The organism is Chromatocurvus halotolerans, from assembly GCF_004340525.1.
Classification (GTDB): Bacteria; Pseudomonadota; Gammaproteobacteria; order Pseudomonadales; family Halieaceae; genus Chromatocurvus; species Chromatocurvus halotolerans.
On record NZ_SLWX01000003.1, the window covers coordinates 374,563 to 390,205 of the forward strand.

General features: G+C 60.9%; 16 protein-coding genes, 1 tRNA gene and 1 pseudogene. 16 read left to right on the plus strand and 2 right to left on the minus strand.

Features of this window, described 5'->3' with window-relative positions; all coding sequences use genetic code 11:
- Positions 1-7: 7 nt before the first annotated feature.
- The 12 genes from ruvA to EV688_RS05625 all read left to right on the plus strand — a co-directional run bounded on the left by ruvA (position 8) and on the right by EV688_RS05625 (position 8,404).
- Positions 8-640, plus strand: coding sequence for a Holliday junction branch migration protein RuvA (gene ruvA / locus EV688_RS05570; protein ID WP_117316978.1), 633 nt, complete (start codon positions 8-10; stop codon positions 638-640).
- The gene (gene ruvB, locus EV688_RS05575; protein ID WP_117316976.1) at positions 633-1,691 is read left to right on the plus strand and encodes a Holliday junction branch migration DNA helicase RuvB; all 1,059 of its coding nucleotides are present in this window, start codon (positions 633-635) and stop codon (positions 1,689-1,691) included. The genes ruvA and ruvB overlap by 8 nt, the downstream gene beginning before the upstream one ends.
- Positions 1,691-2,116, plus strand: coding sequence for a tol-pal system-associated acyl-CoA thioesterase (ybgC, locus tag EV688_RS05580; protein WP_117316974.1), 426 nt, complete (start codon positions 1,691-1,693; stop codon positions 2,114-2,116). Before ruvB ends, ybgC begins: the two co-directional genes overlap by 1 nt.
- Positions 2,117-2,141: 25 nt before the next feature.
- Positions 2,142-2,849, plus strand: a complete 708-nt coding sequence (gene tolQ, locus EV688_RS05585; protein WP_117316971.1) for a protein TolQ — start codon at positions 2,142-2,144, stop codon at positions 2,847-2,849.
- Between the two features lie 6 nt (positions 2,850-2,855).
- Positions 2,856-3,278, plus strand: coding sequence for a protein TolR (tolR, locus tag EV688_RS05590; protein WP_240624321.1), 423 nt, complete (start codon positions 2,856-2,858; stop codon positions 3,276-3,278).
- Complete coding sequence (tolA, locus tag EV688_RS05595; protein ID WP_117316969.1) at positions 3,275-4,048, plus strand: cell envelope integrity protein TolA; 774 nt, start codon at positions 3,275-3,277, stop codon at positions 4,046-4,048. The genes tolR and tolA overlap by 4 nt, the downstream gene beginning before the upstream one ends.
- On the plus strand, positions 4,048-5,343 hold the full coding sequence (gene tolB / locus EV688_RS05600; RefSeq protein ID WP_117316967.1) for a Tol-Pal system beta propeller repeat protein TolB: 1,296 nt from the start codon (positions 4,048-4,050) through the stop codon (positions 5,341-5,343). The genes tolA and tolB overlap by 1 nt, the downstream gene beginning before the upstream one ends.
- 56 nt (positions 5,344-5,399) lie before the next feature.
- Positions 5,400-5,960 (plus strand): peptidoglycan-associated lipoprotein Pal, encoded by a 561-nt coding sequence (gene pal, locus EV688_RS05605; protein ID WP_117316965.1) that lies wholly within the window; start codon positions 5,400-5,402, stop codon positions 5,958-5,960.
- A 10-nt stretch (positions 5,961-5,970) separates the two neighbouring features.
- The gene (gene ybgF, locus EV688_RS05610; protein ID WP_117316963.1) at positions 5,971-6,861 is read left to right on the plus strand and encodes a tol-pal system protein YbgF; all 891 of its coding nucleotides are present in this window, start codon (positions 5,971-5,973) and stop codon (positions 6,859-6,861) included.
- Positions 6,862-6,876: 15 nt separating this feature from the next.
- Entirely contained in the window at positions 6,877-7,545 is a 669-nt protein-coding gene (queE, locus tag EV688_RS05615) for a 7-carboxy-7-deazaguanine synthase QueE (RefSeq protein ID WP_240624320.1), read from the plus strand.
- A complete protein-coding gene (queC, locus tag EV688_RS05620) occupies positions 7,545-8,234 on the plus strand; it encodes a 7-cyano-7-deazaguanine synthase QueC (protein WP_240624319.1) in 690 nt (229 codons plus the stop codon). Before queE ends, queC begins: the two co-directional genes overlap by 1 nt.
- Before the next feature lie 94 nt (positions 8,235-8,328).
- Positions 8,329-8,404, plus strand: a tRNA-Lys gene (locus EV688_RS05625).
- 24 nt (positions 8,405-8,428) lie between these two features.
- Here the strand turns inward: EV688_RS05625 and EV688_RS05630 are convergent.
- Both EV688_RS05630 and EV688_RS05640 read right to left on the minus strand, forming a co-directional pair.
- Positions 8,429-9,523, minus strand: coding sequence for a tyrosine-type recombinase/integrase (locus EV688_RS05630; RefSeq protein WP_117316956.1), 1,095 nt, complete (start codon positions 9,521-9,523; stop codon positions 8,429-8,431).
- Positions 9,524-9,731: 208 nt separating this feature from the next.
- Positions 9,732-10,598, minus strand: coding sequence for a phage integrase N-terminal domain-containing protein (locus EV688_RS05640; protein ID WP_117316954.1), 867 nt, complete (start codon positions 10,596-10,598; stop codon positions 9,732-9,734).
- 1,105 nt (positions 10,599-11,703) lie between these two features.
- Between EV688_RS05640 and EV688_RS05645 the strand changes: the two genes are divergently transcribed.
- The 4 genes and pseudogenes from EV688_RS05645 (at position 11,704) to EV688_RS05660 (ending at position 15,353) form a co-directional block, all read left to right on the plus strand.
- The gene (locus EV688_RS05645; RefSeq protein ID WP_205686597.1) at positions 11,704-11,916 is read left to right on the plus strand and encodes a CopG family transcriptional regulator; all 213 of its coding nucleotides are present in this window, start codon (positions 11,704-11,706) and stop codon (positions 11,914-11,916) included.
- A gap of 4 nt (positions 11,917-11,920) precedes the next feature.
- Positions 11,921-12,232 (plus strand): type II toxin-antitoxin system RelE/ParE family toxin, encoded by a 312-nt coding sequence (locus EV688_RS05650; protein ID WP_117316952.1) that lies wholly within the window; start codon positions 11,921-11,923, stop codon positions 12,230-12,232.
- Between the two features lie 318 nt (positions 12,233-12,550).
- Positions 12,551-14,028, plus strand: a pseudogene (locus EV688_RS05655) (transposase).
- Between the two features lie 353 nt (positions 14,029-14,381).
- A complete protein-coding gene (locus EV688_RS05660; protein WP_117319732.1) occupies positions 14,382-15,353 on the plus strand; it encodes an alpha/beta fold hydrolase in 972 nt (323 codons plus the stop codon).
- The last annotated feature ends 290 nt before the right edge of the window (positions 15,354-15,643 follow it).

Sequence of the window (15,643 nt, forward strand, 5' to 3'; positions counted from 1 at the left end):
CGGCGGTATGATCGGCCGGTTGCGCGGTGTTCTCGTGACCCGGCAGCCGCCGGAAATCGTTGTTGACGTGGCGGGGGTCGGTTACGAGGTGCAGGTGCCGATGAGCACGTTCTTTAAGCTGCCCGCCGTCGGTGAGGAGGTCAGCCTGGTCACGCATTTTGTCGTGCGCGAGGATGCCCAGCTGCTTTACGGTTTTCTCGATGAGCGTGATCGCGTGCTGTTCCGCAGCCTGATCAAGGTGAGCGGTGTGGGCCCGAAACTGGCATTGACGCTGCTTTCCGGGATGGATGCGGACAGCTTTGTGCGCTGTGTACAGCGTGAGGATCTGAAGGCGCTTGTGGCAACGCCGGGTGTCGGGCGCAAGACGGCGGAGCGACTGCTCGTTGAAATGCGCGACAAGCTCAAGGACTGGATAGGTGTATCAGACGGCGGTTCAGGTGTGCAAAGCGCTCCACCGGACAGGCGCGATATTGCGGCGGACGCCGAGGGTGCGCTGGTGGCTCTGGGCTACAAGCCGGCTGAGGCAGCGAAGCTGGTATCGGCGGTGAAGGATGACAGCATAACGGACAGCGAAGAGCTGATTCGCCGGGCCCTGCGCTCCACCGTGCGTGACAGCAGCAGGAGTGCGCGCAGTGATTGAAACCGATCGACTGATTTCACAGGCCGCGACGAGCCCTCGCGAGGATGCGCTGGATCGCGCCATTCGCCCGAAAACCCTCGAGGAGTACGTGGGCCAGCCGGTGGTGCGCGAGCAGATGGCGATATTCCTGCAGGCGGCGCGTGGGCGCAACGAGCCGCTGGACCACACGCTGATCTTTGGCCCGCCGGGTCTGGGCAAGACAACGCTCGCCAGCATCATTGCCAATGAAATGGGGGTGTCACTGAAGACCACATCAGGGCCGGTATTGGAAAAGGCTGGCGATATCGCCGCGCTGATGACCAATCTCGAGCCCGGCGACGTGCTGTTCATCGACGAGATCCATCGACTCAGCCCCTTTGTCGAGGAGATACTCTATCCGGCGATGGAGGACTACCAGCTCGATATCATGATCGGGGAAGGGCCCGCCGCTCGCTCGATCAAGCTCGACCTGCCGCCCTTCACGCTGGTCGGCGCCACAACGCGTGCCGGCCTGCTGACATCGCCGCTTCGCGACCGTTTCGGCATTGTTCAGCGTCTCGAATTCTACGCGGTCGATGATCTGGCGCAGATCGTTGCTCGCTCGGCGCGCTTGCTGGATATCGGTATCGATACCGGGGGTGCGCTGGAAATTGCGCGGCGCTCCCGCGGCACCCCGCGCATTGCCAACCGGCTGCTGCGGCGCGTGCGTGACTTCGCCGAGGTCAAGGCGGATGGCTACATCAACGCGGATGTGGCGGATCGCGCGCTGGACATGCTCAGCGTTGACAGCCGTGGCTTTGACCATCTTGATCGGCGTCTTCTGCTGACCATGATCGAGCATTTTGACGGTGGTCCGGTCGGCGTCGACAGTCTCGCTGCCTCGCTGTCCGAGGAACGCGGCACGATCGAGGATGTCCTCGAACCCTACCTGATACAGCAGGGTTTCATGGTGCGGACGCCCCGGGGGCGCACGGTGACCCGGAACGCCTATCTGCATTTCGGCCTGCCACAGCCTGGCGCGTCACCCGCCCAGGATGCCCTGCCGTTGAACACGCCAACGGAACCGGGTTGATGTCAGACGGTGAATTTTCCCTGCCTCTGCGGGTCTACATCGAGGACACCGATGCTGGCGGTATTGTCTATTACGTGAATTACCTGAAGTATATGGAGCGGGCGCGGACAGAGTTCATGCGCAGCCTGGGTTTTGATCGCAGCCGTATATTCAGCGCAGAGTGCCTGTTTGTTGTTCGCGATATCGCGCTGGTGTATCGCGCACCGGCGCGACTTGACGACGAACTGGCGGCCTCAGTCAGCGTTACCGGGGCTCGCGGCGCGAGTCTGTCGCTGTTCCAGGCAGTGCGCCGCGGCGACGAGCTGCTGGTCCGTGCAGATGTGACCATTGCCTGCGTCAGCCGCGATGAGCTGCGGCCCCGTCGCATGCCGGGAGACATGCTTGCTACACTGCGCAAGCGGGCCGCCCCGGCAAACACCGCCTGACAGATAAACCAACGGAGACCCTTGCGTGCAGGAACAGCTCAGCCTTCTTGATCTTGTGATCAACGCCAGTTTTGTGGTGCAGCTCGTGATGCTGCTGCTGCTGATGGCCTCCGTGATTTCCTGGTACATGATTGTCCAGCGGGTGATTTATTTCCGCAATTCCCGCGACGATATGCTGGCGTTTGAAGAGCAGTTCTGGTCCGGCATTGACCTTGCCGAACTCTACCGGGAGGGCAACGAGCGGGCCAGCGAGGGCGGTGTCATTCTGGGGATGGAGAGTATTTTTCGCTCCGGTTTCAAGGAGTTTTCCCGCCTTGCGCAGCAGTCCGACATGGACGCCGAGGCCGTGGTCGAGGGTGCACGCCGCGCCATGCGCGTCGCCACCCTGCGCGAGGAGGAGCGTCTGGAGCAGAACCTGCCATTCCTCGCCTCTGTCGGGTCAACCAGCCCCTACATTGGGCTGTTCGGCACGGTATGGGGCATCATGCATTCGTTCCGTGGCCTGGCGAACGCGACTCAGGCGACCCTCGCCACCGTTGCACCGGGCATCTCCGAGGCCCTGATTGCGACCGCAATGGGCCTGTTTGCAGCCATTCCCGCAGTCATGGCCTACAATCGCTTTGCTGCGCGTGTGGATGTCTTCGAGAATCGCTACGATACTTTTGTCGACGAATTCTCCAGCATTCTTTACCGGCAGGCCTATGCCCTGCGCTCGCGCAACCGCAAGAGCTGAGCCGAAATGGGACGCAGCCGCAACAAGCACCGACCGATGGCCGAGATCAACGTCGTACCTTATATTGATGTCATGCTCGTGCTGCTGATCATTTTCATGGTGACGGCGCCGATGCTCATGCAGGGTGTCAAGGTGGATCTGCCGGAAGCCCGCACCGAGCCCGTTGACAATCAGGACAGCGAGCCGCTCATTGTGTCTGTCAATCAGTCCGGGCAGCTGTTTCTGAATCTGGGTGCCCAGGAGGACCTGCCGCTGTCCCTGGCTACCGTCAAGCAGCGGGTGGGCGCGGTGATGCAGCGCAATCCGGGCAAGCCGGTTCTCGTCTGGGGAGATCGTGCGGTGGCCTACGGCGAAGTGGTGACGCTGATGGCGGCGCTGCAGGAAGCGGGCGCGCCCAGCGTCGGCCTGGTTACCGACGATCCGAAATGAACCTGAGCGTGCTCACCGATTATCTCCCGGACTGGCTGGCGCCTTCGGTGGCGACATTCTGCCTGCACCTTCTGGTGGTATTCCTTCTGCTGTCGCGCTGGGAAAGCAGCGATAGTGACCGGGTGATACAGGCGCGCAAGATCACGCCGGAAATCATCAATGCCAAGCTGGTGTCGATCGATGAATTCCGCGCGAAGCCCGCGCCGAAGGCACCGCCAAAGCAGCCGGCAAGGACGCAGCCTGCTGCGCCCAAAAAGCAGGCTGCGCCGTCGAAACCTGCTCCCGCCCCGCAAAGCAAGCCCGCGGCACAGAAGAAACCGGCAGAAACGCGCCGCAGCGAACCGGCTGCGGCCCCTGCAAAGGAACCGGAGCCCCAGCTGGACGCCAACGCGCTGGCCGAGCTGTCGCGTCGACAGCTGTCCGAGTCAATGGCGGCGGAGTCCGCGGCGGAGGTCGCGGTTACCGCGGAGGAGATGGCCGCGAGCTACGCGGCGCTGATTCAGCGTGCGGTCATCGGCTACTGGAGCCGGCCACCCAGTGCTCGCAACGGCATGGAAGTGCTGCTGTCTGTGCAGCTGATTCCCAGCGGTGACGTCATCAGCGTCAGCGTGGTAAAAAGCAGTGGCAACGCCGCGTTTGACCGTTCGGCGATAAACGCGGTGGAGCGCGCGGGAAGTTTCCCGGAATTGAAGAACCTGCCCATCAGGGAATTCGAAAAAAGCTTCAGGCGCTTTCGCCTGCTGTTCAGACCAGAGGATTTACGCTACTGATGACAACGCTCGCCCGAATTCTCCTTTTTGCGACACTCATGGTGTCTGCTGTCTCTGCTCGCGCCCAGCTGGTGATCGAGATTACCCAGGGTATGGACGACCCTACCGCCATTGCGGTGGTTCCCTTTGCCACTGAGGGAGCGGGGATCGCGCCAGCAGATATCGCAGAAATCGTTGCGGATGACCTGCGCCGCAGCGGTCAGTTCTCGCCGGTGCGGCGCGACAATATGCTGAGTTACCCCTCGACCGCTGACGACGTCTATTTTCGAGACTGGCGGGCGATTGACACGGAATATGTGCTGATTGGCCGCGTGACTCCGGGCGAGCGCCTGCGGGTGGATTACGAGCTGTTTGATGTGAATCGCGAGCGCAGCGTGCTTTCCGGCTCACAGTCCGACGCCTCCGGTGAGGCGCGCATGCTGGCGCATCGCGTGAGCGATGCGGTCTACGAACACATTACGGGCATTCCGGGGGCCTTCGCGACACGGCTTCTCTATGTTTCCGTGGAGCGTAATCTTCAGGGCAAGGACTACTACCGCCTCACCCTCTCGGATGCTGATGGTGCCCGGCCGATTGTGCTGCTGGAGTCCCGCGAGCCGATCATGGCGCCGAGCTGGGCGCCGGATGGTCGGGAAATTGCCTACGTGTCGTTCGAAACGGGTCGCCCGGCCATTTTCCGGCAGGAGCTGCGGTCCGGCGCGCGGGAGCAGCTGACCAATTTCCGTGGCCTGAACAGTTCCCCGGCGTGGTCACCGGACGGCAATACCGTGGCCATGGTGCTGTCGAAAGACGGTAGCCCGGACATTTACCTCATGGACATGGCCAGCCGCAGTCTGAACCGAATCACGCGGCACTACGCGATCGATACCGAGCCGACCTGGATGCCGGACGGCAAGTCAATCCTGTTTACCTCGGACCGGGGTGGGCGTCCGCAGATTTATCGCTATCATCTGCAGACCGGAATCACCGATCGCGTGACCTTTGAAGGCAATTACAATGCGCGGGCACGCATCGCCCAGGATGGCCGCAATATGGTGCTCGTGCATCAGCGTGACGGCCAGTACCACATTGCCATTCACGACCTTGTGACGGACCGCCTGCAGGTGCTTACCAGCACCGATCTTGACGAAAGTCCCAGTATCGCCCCTAATGGCTCTATGGTATTGTATGCAACGAAATCCGGGGATCGCGGAATCCTGTCGGCAGTGTCTGTGGATGGCGGCGTCAAGTTCAATCTGCCTGCCCGAAGCGGCGACGTCCGGGAGCCCGCCTGGTCACCCTACCTGATGCCTTGAAGGTGCGGCGGACATACGCCGTTAACATGACGACACACACGTTAAGGAAGCACGCTATGAAAGATCTGCCAGTTGCCGGTAAGGCGCTCACACTGCTGTTTACCGCTGCGTTTCTGGTGGCTTGTTCGGGCACGGATACGCAGCAGCAGGAAGAGGCTGCTGCGGCTGCAGCCGCGGCAGAAGCTGCAGCAGCCCAGCAGGCTCGCGAGGCTGAGCAGGCGGCCGCACGGGAGGCCGCTGCGGCGCGCGAGGCCGCAGCAGAAGAGCGTCGTCTCGAGCAGGCTGTTGCCGCTGCAGGATCCACGTTCTATTTTGACTTCGACAGCTCGACCCTGACAACCGAGGCGCGACAGGCGCTTGATGCGCACATTGCGCTGTTGCGGACCAATGATCGCAACGTACGCCTTGACGGTCACACCGACGAGCGCGGTACCCGCGATTACAACATGGCGCTGGGTGAGCGCAGGGCGAACTCCGTACGCGACTACATGGTCGTCAACGGCATAGCCAGCTACCGCATCGAAACCGTCAGTTACGGTGAAGAGCAGCCCGTCGCGTACGGCTCTGGCGAGGAGAACTGGTCCCAGAACCGTCGCGTGGAACTCTCGCGTCAGTAAAGCGGCGAGTATGAGTTTCAGGCGAATATTCGTGCGTGCAGCCGGGCTGACCCTTGTGGTCGGCCCGGCCTCGTTTGGGCTTCTGGCGCAGGATTACATTGACGTGGAGGCGGAACGCGAGCGCGCCCGACAGTCCGGTGGCTCCGTGGAGCAGCCACAGGTGTCCACACAAAGACCATTGGCGCCGTCTGAGGGGGCTCGCAGCTACGGCCTCGACCGCCAGCCGGCAGAAACGGTCTATCGCCCTCTCGCGACGGATGCCAATCAGGGGAGCCAGCAGAATGTTGGCGATCTGTTCGTTCAGGTGCAGGAGCTTCAGCAGGAAGTGATGCGGCTCAACGGTGTGGTCGAGCAGCAGGCCAACGACATCCGCGTCCTCAAGGAACAGAGCCTCGAGCGCTACATGGATCTCGACCGGCGTCTGGCGGGCGGCAGTGCCCGGGTCCCGGCGCCCGTTCGGGATGCCGGCAGTGGTCAGGCTAACACGCCGCCATCGAACGGACGCGTGAGCGCCGAGCAGCCGGGTGAGGGTGATGCGTACCGCGCGGCGTATGCATTGGTGCGCAGTCAGGAGTTTGATGAGGCTGTGACATCCTTCAAGCAGTTTCTCGATCGCTATCCGGACGGCCGCTATGCACCCAACGCGCACTACTGGCTGGGAGAGCTGTATCTCGTGGTGAAACCGGCTGCGCCGGAGCTTGCTCGCCAGTCCTTTACCCTGCTGCTGGACGAATACCCGCAGAACGCCAAGGTGCCTGACGCCATGTACAAGCTCGGGCAGGTGCATTATGTCAAAGGCAATCGCGACAAGGCGAGAGAGTATCTCGATCGCGTTATTCGCGAGCACGGCGATTCCGCGGCTGCTAATCTGGCCCGGGAATTTATCGACCAGAACCTGTAGGCCGGGGTGGCTCACGTGAACACCGCCGTGCACCAGAGCGCGACAGTCCTGCGCATCACCGAGATTTTCTATTCCCTGCAAGGCGAAGCGCGCACGGTAGGTCGCCCGACCGTGTTCGTTCGCCTCACCGGTTGCCCTTTGCGCTGCGTCTACTGCGATACCGCCTACGCCTTCACGGGCGGCACCATGATGGCTCTCACGCAGGTGATATCCGAGGTCGCTGCATACCAGCCGCGTTACGTCACCGTGACCGGCGGTGAGCCTCTGGCCCAGCCCGCCTGTCTGCCTTTGCTGTCGGCGCTGTGTGATGCCGGCTACGAGGTATCGCTTGAGACCAGTGGCGCTCTCCCCGTCCAGGCAGTGGACCCGCGGGTGGTCAAGGTTCTTGATCTGAAGACGCCGGCGTCGGGAGAGGCACACCGGAATGATTACCGTAATGTGTCATGTCTGGCACCCCATGATCAGGTAAAGTTTGTGGTCTGTGATCGTGAGGATTACGAGTGGGCCCGCTTCAAGCTGGATGAATATTCCCTCGCAGACCGTGTCGGTGACGTACTGCTGTCACCGAGCCACGAACAGTTGGCGCCGCGCGAGCTGGCGGAATGGATTCTGGCCGACAACCTTCCCGTACGCCTGCAGCTGCAGCTGCACAAGCTGCTCTGGAACGACGAGCCCGGACACTGATGTCTGACGACGCGCGCAGGGCGGTGATTCTCAGCTCCGGTGGCCTCGATTCCACCACCGTGCTTGCCATGGCGCGTAGCGAGGGCTATCGGTGCTATACCCTCAGCTTCGATTACGGCCAGCGTCACCGGGCAGAACTGCTGGCGGCAAAGCGGGTCTCCGAGGCCTTCAGCGATGTCGAGCACAAGGTGGTCACTCTGGATCTGGGGAGCATTGGCGGTTCGGCGCTCACGGATACCGCCATTGACGTTCCGGAGGAGGAGACGCAGGGTATCCCGGTTACCTATGTGCCGGCGCGTAATACGGTATTTCTGGCCATTGCGCTGGGCTGGGCCGAGGTCCTTGGTGCAGGGGATATCTTTATCGGTGTCAATGCGGTCGACTACTCGGGCTACCCGGACTGCCGTCCTGCATTTATCAACGCCTTCGAGCGCCTTGCAAACGTGGCGACCCGCGCAGGCGTGGAGGGTGGCGGTATCCGCATTCACGCGCCGCTGCTTGACCTCGGCAAGGACGCCATTATTCAGCGAGGCCTGGCGCTGCACGTGGACTACGCGCTGACCGTGTCATGTTACCAGGCCACAGATGCGGGCGAAGCCTGTGGTCGCTGCGAGAGCTGCCGCCTGCGACGGCAGGGATTTGAGGCCGCGGGCATGCCGGACCCGACGCGTTATCGCACGAATGATTGACTGCGTAAAAAGTGCTTGAAGTTTCTCTGCCGATCAGTACCATACGCGCTTCTCTCGCAGCGCATGTTCATGCGTTGTCGCCCGCCAAGTTTCCGGGCCGTTAGCTCAGTTGGTAGAGCAGTTGGCTTTTAACCAATTGGTCGCTGGTTCGAATCCAGCACGGCCCACCATTTTTCCCTTTTTCTATCAATTGCTTAGCGCGCTGCCGCGCTCGGCGTCCGGTGCTTCAGCACGACCAGTGCCGGAGTTTTGCCGGACTTTCCTTCGCACACCCTGTTTGCTGCCTCGATGAGTTCCTCCAACTCCGGCGCAGAGTAATGTGTGGTGATATCGCCGTTCCTGTGGCCAAGCAATATTTTCCGGGTTTCCAATGGCACCCCGGCTGCGCGTAAGCGACGGCCGAAAGTGTGTTTCAGGTCGTGAACACGGATGGGCATATTCAACTTGCGCCGGACCGACTTCCAGCCATTGTTGTTGATGCTCCGCACCGGACGACCGTAGTAAGTAAAGACGCGCTCAGCGTGTTGCCCACGCACGCCTTCAATCACTGACTTAGCCACCCGATTCAAGACCACCAATCGATCCTCCCGATTCTTGACCTTTTCTCCCGGAATGAGAAACACCGAGGTGTCCAGCTCCGGCACGTCAATTTCCCAATCCCAGCGCAAGCTGCAGACTTCGCCATCCCGGCACCCGGTATTCACCTTGAACTGACACATCCTGCTCAGGTGATCCGGCAACGCTCTGAACAAGCGGTGTTGCTCCTCCCAACTGAGCGGGTAGGGGCGCCTGGCATCGTGCAGCGGTAGCAACTGAATCAGTGGTGCCGACTCCAGCCAGGTCAAACCGTGCTCATCGCGCCACAGGCGGGCACTCAGGTTCAGCACCCTGCGCACTGTTGCCAGTGCGCCATTGACGGTCTTGTTTTTCTTGCCCTCCTTCTGTCTTCTATCTATGTACCCTTGCAGGGTTCCCATGTGTACCTGGTACAACGGCAAGTCGCCGATGTAAGGGTCCAGCTCTTTCAGATGGAAGGCGTAGGTGTGGATAGTAGCGAGGTGTGTGTTTTCTTCGAGAAAGCGCGTGGCTGCCTCGCGAAAAATGCGCACCGGCCGTATACCGAACACTGATGCCTGCCTGATCTGCTCAATACGACGAGCCAACATCAGCTCTGCCGTTTTGAGTTCACTCGTTCCAGTGCTTTCTTGAATGCGGTGGCCGAGGACCTGCTTGTCGATATGCCAGATCCCACCCCGATTCCGCAGCCCGGAGCTTCGATTGCGTCCCATAAATCATCTCCTTGATTCAGTGCGGGACGCCCGTTGCACCGCCTATATTCGTTGACCCATGCATCCATTTCAAGGCGGTCGAAGGCGACGCCTTGCCGGCCGATGCGAAATTCGAGCAGGGTAGGGCGTACTTCCCGATTAAAGCGGTTACGGTCCATACCCAGATAGTTAGGGGCGTCTCGGAGTCGGATGAGGCGAGGCTGTATCGTCATCTGCCCAGATAGACCGCAGTGATCTGCTCTCTGACATGCCCCAGCTCCCGGCTTATAGCCAGTCGCGCCCGCAGGTCGATCTGCCGTTGCACCGAGGTTAAGGCCTCTTTGCCGGGGCCGCCCGCGTGGGGCGACGGCCAGCCGGTGATTTCCAGATACCGCTGCTGCGCATAGGCATGACGCAGGCCGTGCATTTTCGACAGGCCGGCGTTCGCTGTATGGCGTTCGTAGATTCGCAGCTGCTCGATATAGGACCGGCCCCGAGGGATCAAGGATCCCGTGCCTGCCAGTTGCTTGGCCTGTTCCAGCAGGGCGCGCTGCGCCTCGGTCCGGATAGGAACGGTGCGTTCCCGCCCGCCCTTGGTCCAGCTCGCTTTTAGTTGCAGGTGGTCGCCCCGGTCCGCCCAACGCGGCTGCAGCTTGATCGCTTCTTCTCGTCTGAGCCCAAAGGCCCGCTGCAGGCGCAGGCTCATGCGCACGTTTTCATCCCGGACCCGAGCGAGCTGTGTTGCTTCAAGCTCCTTGGCTTTGCTCCCGGGCGTCACGAACTGGCGATCCGGGATTCCATAGGTCTCGTTGCTGCGAGCGACGACATTTGGCCGGTTGACCTTCTCCGCCCACCAGCGCAGGCAGCTCATGCGGTTCTTGATCGTGCCCGGCGACAGATCCTGTCCCAGCCAGTGGTTTACCAGGGCCTGAACGTGTTTCTGTTTCAGGGACGTTGCCTTCAGCTGCCGGAAGCCCAGTTCATGTAGCTGGTTGGCGATGGCGCTCAACTGGCGCTCCCGACCCACGCGGGTTTCGAAGCTGCCTTCGTGGCTGTGCTTGCATAACATTTTCAGTTGGTAGTTCAGGTCTCGCATAGTGCTAATCCATTCGGTGAGTGTTTCTGATCACCTGGCAACAGAAGCTGCGCAGGTCCGGCAAGCGGAACGATCGCGGGACACCAATCCCGGTTGACCTGAATGTGTCTGGCCATAGACAGCACGGTGTGTCTTCTATTGAAGACTGGCCCGTGCAAACCAACGGTTACCCGGCCGCAGGCCGGGGTAGAACTTCCTCCTTTTTGGATTGAGCAGAACGCACTGACCGTCAGTGTGTTTGCGGGGTTGAAGAAACTGCCAGATCAACGGGCTCGATAGCCCGGCCATCAGCACCGGCGATGGAAAAGATCCTCCGAGAAGCGGGAGAGAGTGGAAGGAGCGGTACCCAGTTGATGCGGTAGCGCGATGGTTCGAAAATGGACCCGGTCATGATTGACCGCTGCGTCGAGAGAGGCCCGGAGCGCCGCTGTCAGCAGATTCCTGAACAGCCGGAATTTGCCTATCCCATTCGCTTGCGCAAGGTGGGGTGGCCTTACCACTTTTCCGCAGTGGTCGCGTCTAGTGAGGCCACTTTACGAACACCGAATGCGGTTGTCACAAAGAATTCGACCGACCTGGGGCGTGGTTTTCGGTGGCTGGCGGCGCGGCGAGCGAGTGCGGGCGCCCACGTCACTACCTCGCTTCGCTTGCCAGTGACGCGGGCGGCTAGCGGATGCGGCAAGGTGGGCGCCAGCCTCCAGGCTGTCACGCACCTTGCTATCCGTCTCTACTGGCGTGCGGGCTACCGGCGGTCGATGTCGCCGTCATCTGCGACTGTTGCGGATTGCGGCGTCGATTGGTGCCGCGCGAAAAATCAATCGGCGCCGCTAAGTGCCACCAAGCGTTTCCTGTCTCAATCGGCGCACCAGCGGCACCAATCGGTGCGGTACCTGATCGTCTTGGCGGTTCGCGCCCACGCTTCTCTGCGTGTTCTGCCGTCAAGGGCGTTTGATGGTCTCTGTGTCGGCCATTCAGCGCTGTAGCACATATGTGCTACATTGGCGCCATGACTGGAATGTGGAGAGCACCACCATGTCCACCACAACCGTTCGCCTGCCCGACGACCTCAAAAAAACGCCTCGCCGACGTCGCCGATCGGGCGGGTATGACTTCTCATGCGTTGATCCTCAAGGCGATTTCGGATCGCGTCGAGGCCGATGAGGCGCGAAATCGCCTCTTTGACGAGGCAGACCGACGCTACGCTGTGATCGCCGAAACGGGACAAACCATCCCCTGGTCGGAGATGCGGCGTTACCTCGAGCGCCGGGTCGCCGGCGAAACCACCGAACCACCCGCGGCCCGCCCCCTGGCGGAGTAAGGCAGTGGCGCGGATCGAGGTCGCACCAGAGGTCGCTGGCGATCTCGACCGTATCGTCGATCATCTTACGCGGCACGATGCCTCGCACGTCGATGAACGAGTCGCGGGGCTAATTGATGCCATTGAGGTGTTGACTCATAGCCCCTTGATGGGGCGCCCGGTGCGCCAGGATCTTCGGGAACTGATCGTTGGACGCGCCTCGGAAGGCTACCTCATCCTCTACAGGTACGTTCCGGAAATCGACACCGCGTTCGTGCTGGCGGTACGCGGCCAGCGGAAGGCTGGCTATGCGAACCGAGATGACACGGATTCCTGAAGCAGCGCCCAGACTCGTCGCTGGTGGCGTGCGCGATCGTGCCTCGAATACACCATGGCCTGAGTATCCGGGGATGGCCGAACACACTGACCTCGATGAGTTGCCATTGGTTTGAAGTGTCGTCGGGTGCCCGGTCTGCGTAGCGAGGACCATTCACCGACGCAAGTCGCACCGGGGCAGGGCGGACTACGCCGGCACTAATGATGGTTATTTAATGCCCAATAGGTGATGCCGACGACCGCTTCGGACGTGGCGTCTCACAGGTCGCGACTCCACTCTGGACCGTTCCACACGATGGCGATCCAGGGCGCAACCGCGATGCAGTTACCGGGTCGGCAGGGCTTTGCCAGCACCCTCTACGAACGCCATCGGCCCGAGCAGACACTTCTCTATCAGCTCATCGCGGCGCATTATCCGGCCCTGGTAGAGCAACTGGCACAGCAGGGTAAATCCCTACCTGCACATGTCCACCGGGAATTTGAGGCTTACCTAAAGTGCGGTCGCCTCGAGCACGGCTTTCTCCGGGTGCGCTGCGACAAATGCCACTTCGAGCGGCTGGTGGCTTTTTCCTGCAAGAAACGCGGGTTCTGCCCCAGTTGTGGCGCCCGCCGCATGGCCGAGACCGCCGCCCTGCTGGCCGATGAAGTGTTTCCCGATGTCCCTCTTCGCCAGTGGGTCATCAGCTTCCCCTTTCCTCTGCGCTACCTGTTTGCGGCCCACCCCCAGGCTATGGGCAAGGTGCTGGGCGTCGTTTACCGGGCTATCTCCACCCACTTGATCCACAAGGTCGGATTACCGCTCGTGGATGGCGCCACTGGGGCCGTGACGCTAATCCAGCGCTTCGGCAGCGCCCTTAACCTCAACATTCACTTTCATATTTTGTTCTTGGATGGCGTCTATGTGTATCGCGACAATCGACCACCCCGATTTCAACGCGTCAAGGCACCAGACAAAGCCGAGTTGGAGGAGTTGGTTCAACTGATCAGCCAGCGCGTCGGCCGCTGCCTCGAGCGCCAGGGCTTGCTGGAACAGGACACCGAGAGCGCCTGGCTGGAACTGGAGCCCGCAGAAGACACGGATGCGATGCCACAGATCCTGGGCAGTTCCATCTCCTACCGCATTGCCGTTGGCCCACAGCAGGGACGTAAAGCGTTCATGATCCGTACCATCCGTCCGCTGGACCGGCCTGATCCTCGCCTGGAGCGGGTGGCCAAGGCCAATGGCTTCTCTCTGCACGCCGGGGTCAGCTGTGAGGGCAATCAGAAAGACAAGCGTGAGCGCCTGTGTCGGTACATTTCCCGCCCGGCCGTAGCAGTTCCCCGACTTTCGCTGAGTTCCACAGGCAAGGTGGTCTACACCCTGAAGACACCGTACCGGGATGGGACTACGCAGGTGGCCTTCGAACCAGTGGATTTTATAGCGCGATTGGCGGCACTGGTGCCGAAGCCGAGGGTCAACCTCACCCGCTACCATGGCGTCCTGGCACCGAACCACCGCTGGCGTGGGCTGGTCACACCAGCAAGGCGTGGGAAAGGCATCAAGTCCACCTCCAACGCAGAAGTCCGCAAACCCGCCGAGCGTCATACCGCAATGACCTGGGCTCAACGCCTAAAGCGCGTTTTCAACATCGACATCGAGTCTGCAGTCTTTGTGGCGGATCTGTCAGGGTCATCGCTTGTATCGAGGACCAGGACGTCATTGATCGAATACTGACTCACCTGCGCCACAAAGAACGGGAAACGCTGCCCCGGCCGCTGCTGACGCCACCGACCAGAGCGCCGCCTGGGACAAGGTGAATCGGCGCGAAGCGTCGAGAGAGGGTGCCCTGGGGTACATTGCTGCTTTTCGCCGGGAAGGACTTCGTCCCATAGCCAGCAAGGAAGCCATTGAAAACCGCATGGCGTGAGCGGTTGCGCGCGCTCCGTCAGGATTGACCGGATAGGAATAACATGCCGCACGCCGCGAACTGGATTTACGGGTCAACAGATGGAAACTTTGACCGGTCTGTAGTCCCAGTCGGCACAGTCAGCGAGGATGTCTAATCCCGAAAGGTCCTTTATCTGTCCTATACCCGCGCGGGCAGCAGGCGTTTTCATTGTTACTCGAATTTGATTTCGTAACGTTCCTTTAAAGCCATCAATGGAGGCCCATGAATACCACGGCAACCGTACCACCGGCGCTTGCGAGCGAGCTGCCACCTGATGCGATGAATGTCCCAAGCTGGCTGGAGAGTGCATTGCTTGTCCCGCGCCGGGAAGGCTGGACGACATCGGGTGGTTGCGACATCCATTACTTCTGCTGGGGCAATCCCCGGAACCCGGGTTTGCTTTTGATTCACGGCTTTCTGGCCCATGCCCGCTGCTTTGGGTTTATCGCGCCGTTTCTGGCGCAGCGCTACCACGTGGTGGCTTTTGACCTGTCAGGTATGGGTGATTCCGGTGTTCGCGAACACTATCCCGACTCAGTGCGCGCGGCCGAAGTAGAGGATGTTGCCCGGGCCACGGGTATGTTCGATCACGCGGTCAGGCCAATCGTTATCGCCCATTCATACGGGGGGCATGTGGCGCTGTCGGCGATGCGCGATCAGCACGCAATGTTTGGCGGGCTCATCATCTGCGATCTTATGGTACTGCGACCGGAGCGTTTGGAGGCGTATTTTGGTGCTGAGAAGCCGCTTCGTTCGGCCCCGACCCGTCCCAATCGCATCTACCCTGATTATGCAACGGCTAAGAGCCGATTCGTGCTGTCGCCACCCCAGCCTGTAAACGTTCCCAGTCTTTTCGATTACATGGCTTACCACTCGCTGAAGCGGGTGGCGGGCGGCTGGACCTGGAAGTTTGATACGAGCGTGTTTCAAAGTGACTTTGGCCGTCAGGAACGCATGTTTCGTCAGGGTGAAATCATCGCGGAGACGCCTGGGCGCAAAGCTATCGTGTATGGACAGGGCAGTGAGCTTTTCGATGATGATTCGGCGGACTACGTTCATGAGTGCGGCGCTACGGACGTTCCGATAATCGGTATTCCCGGCGCACGGCATCACCTCATGCTGGATGAGCCGATTGCGTTTGTGAGCGTCCTGCGCACGATTCTGGCGCAGTGGGAGGTGCAGTCAGCTCGTTGAGGGCCGGCCAGCGTCGCTGTCCTTGGGGCTCGCGAAGACGCCGATGTGAATGAACAGGGGTGCACTGCGGTCGAAAGGAGCGATGAACCCGTTGCCTGCGTATTCCGGACCAACGTGACCACTCATTCCGTTTCATCGTGACCGCCTGTTCCGGGCGATCGTGACCGCCCATTCCGTTTTATCGTGACCGATTTCGGGGTTTTCCCCGGAATCAGCGGTCACGGTGCCGGAATCGGCGGTCACGTTCCGCCGGAATCTCACCTAACTCGCTGGAATTCTTAACGAAACCA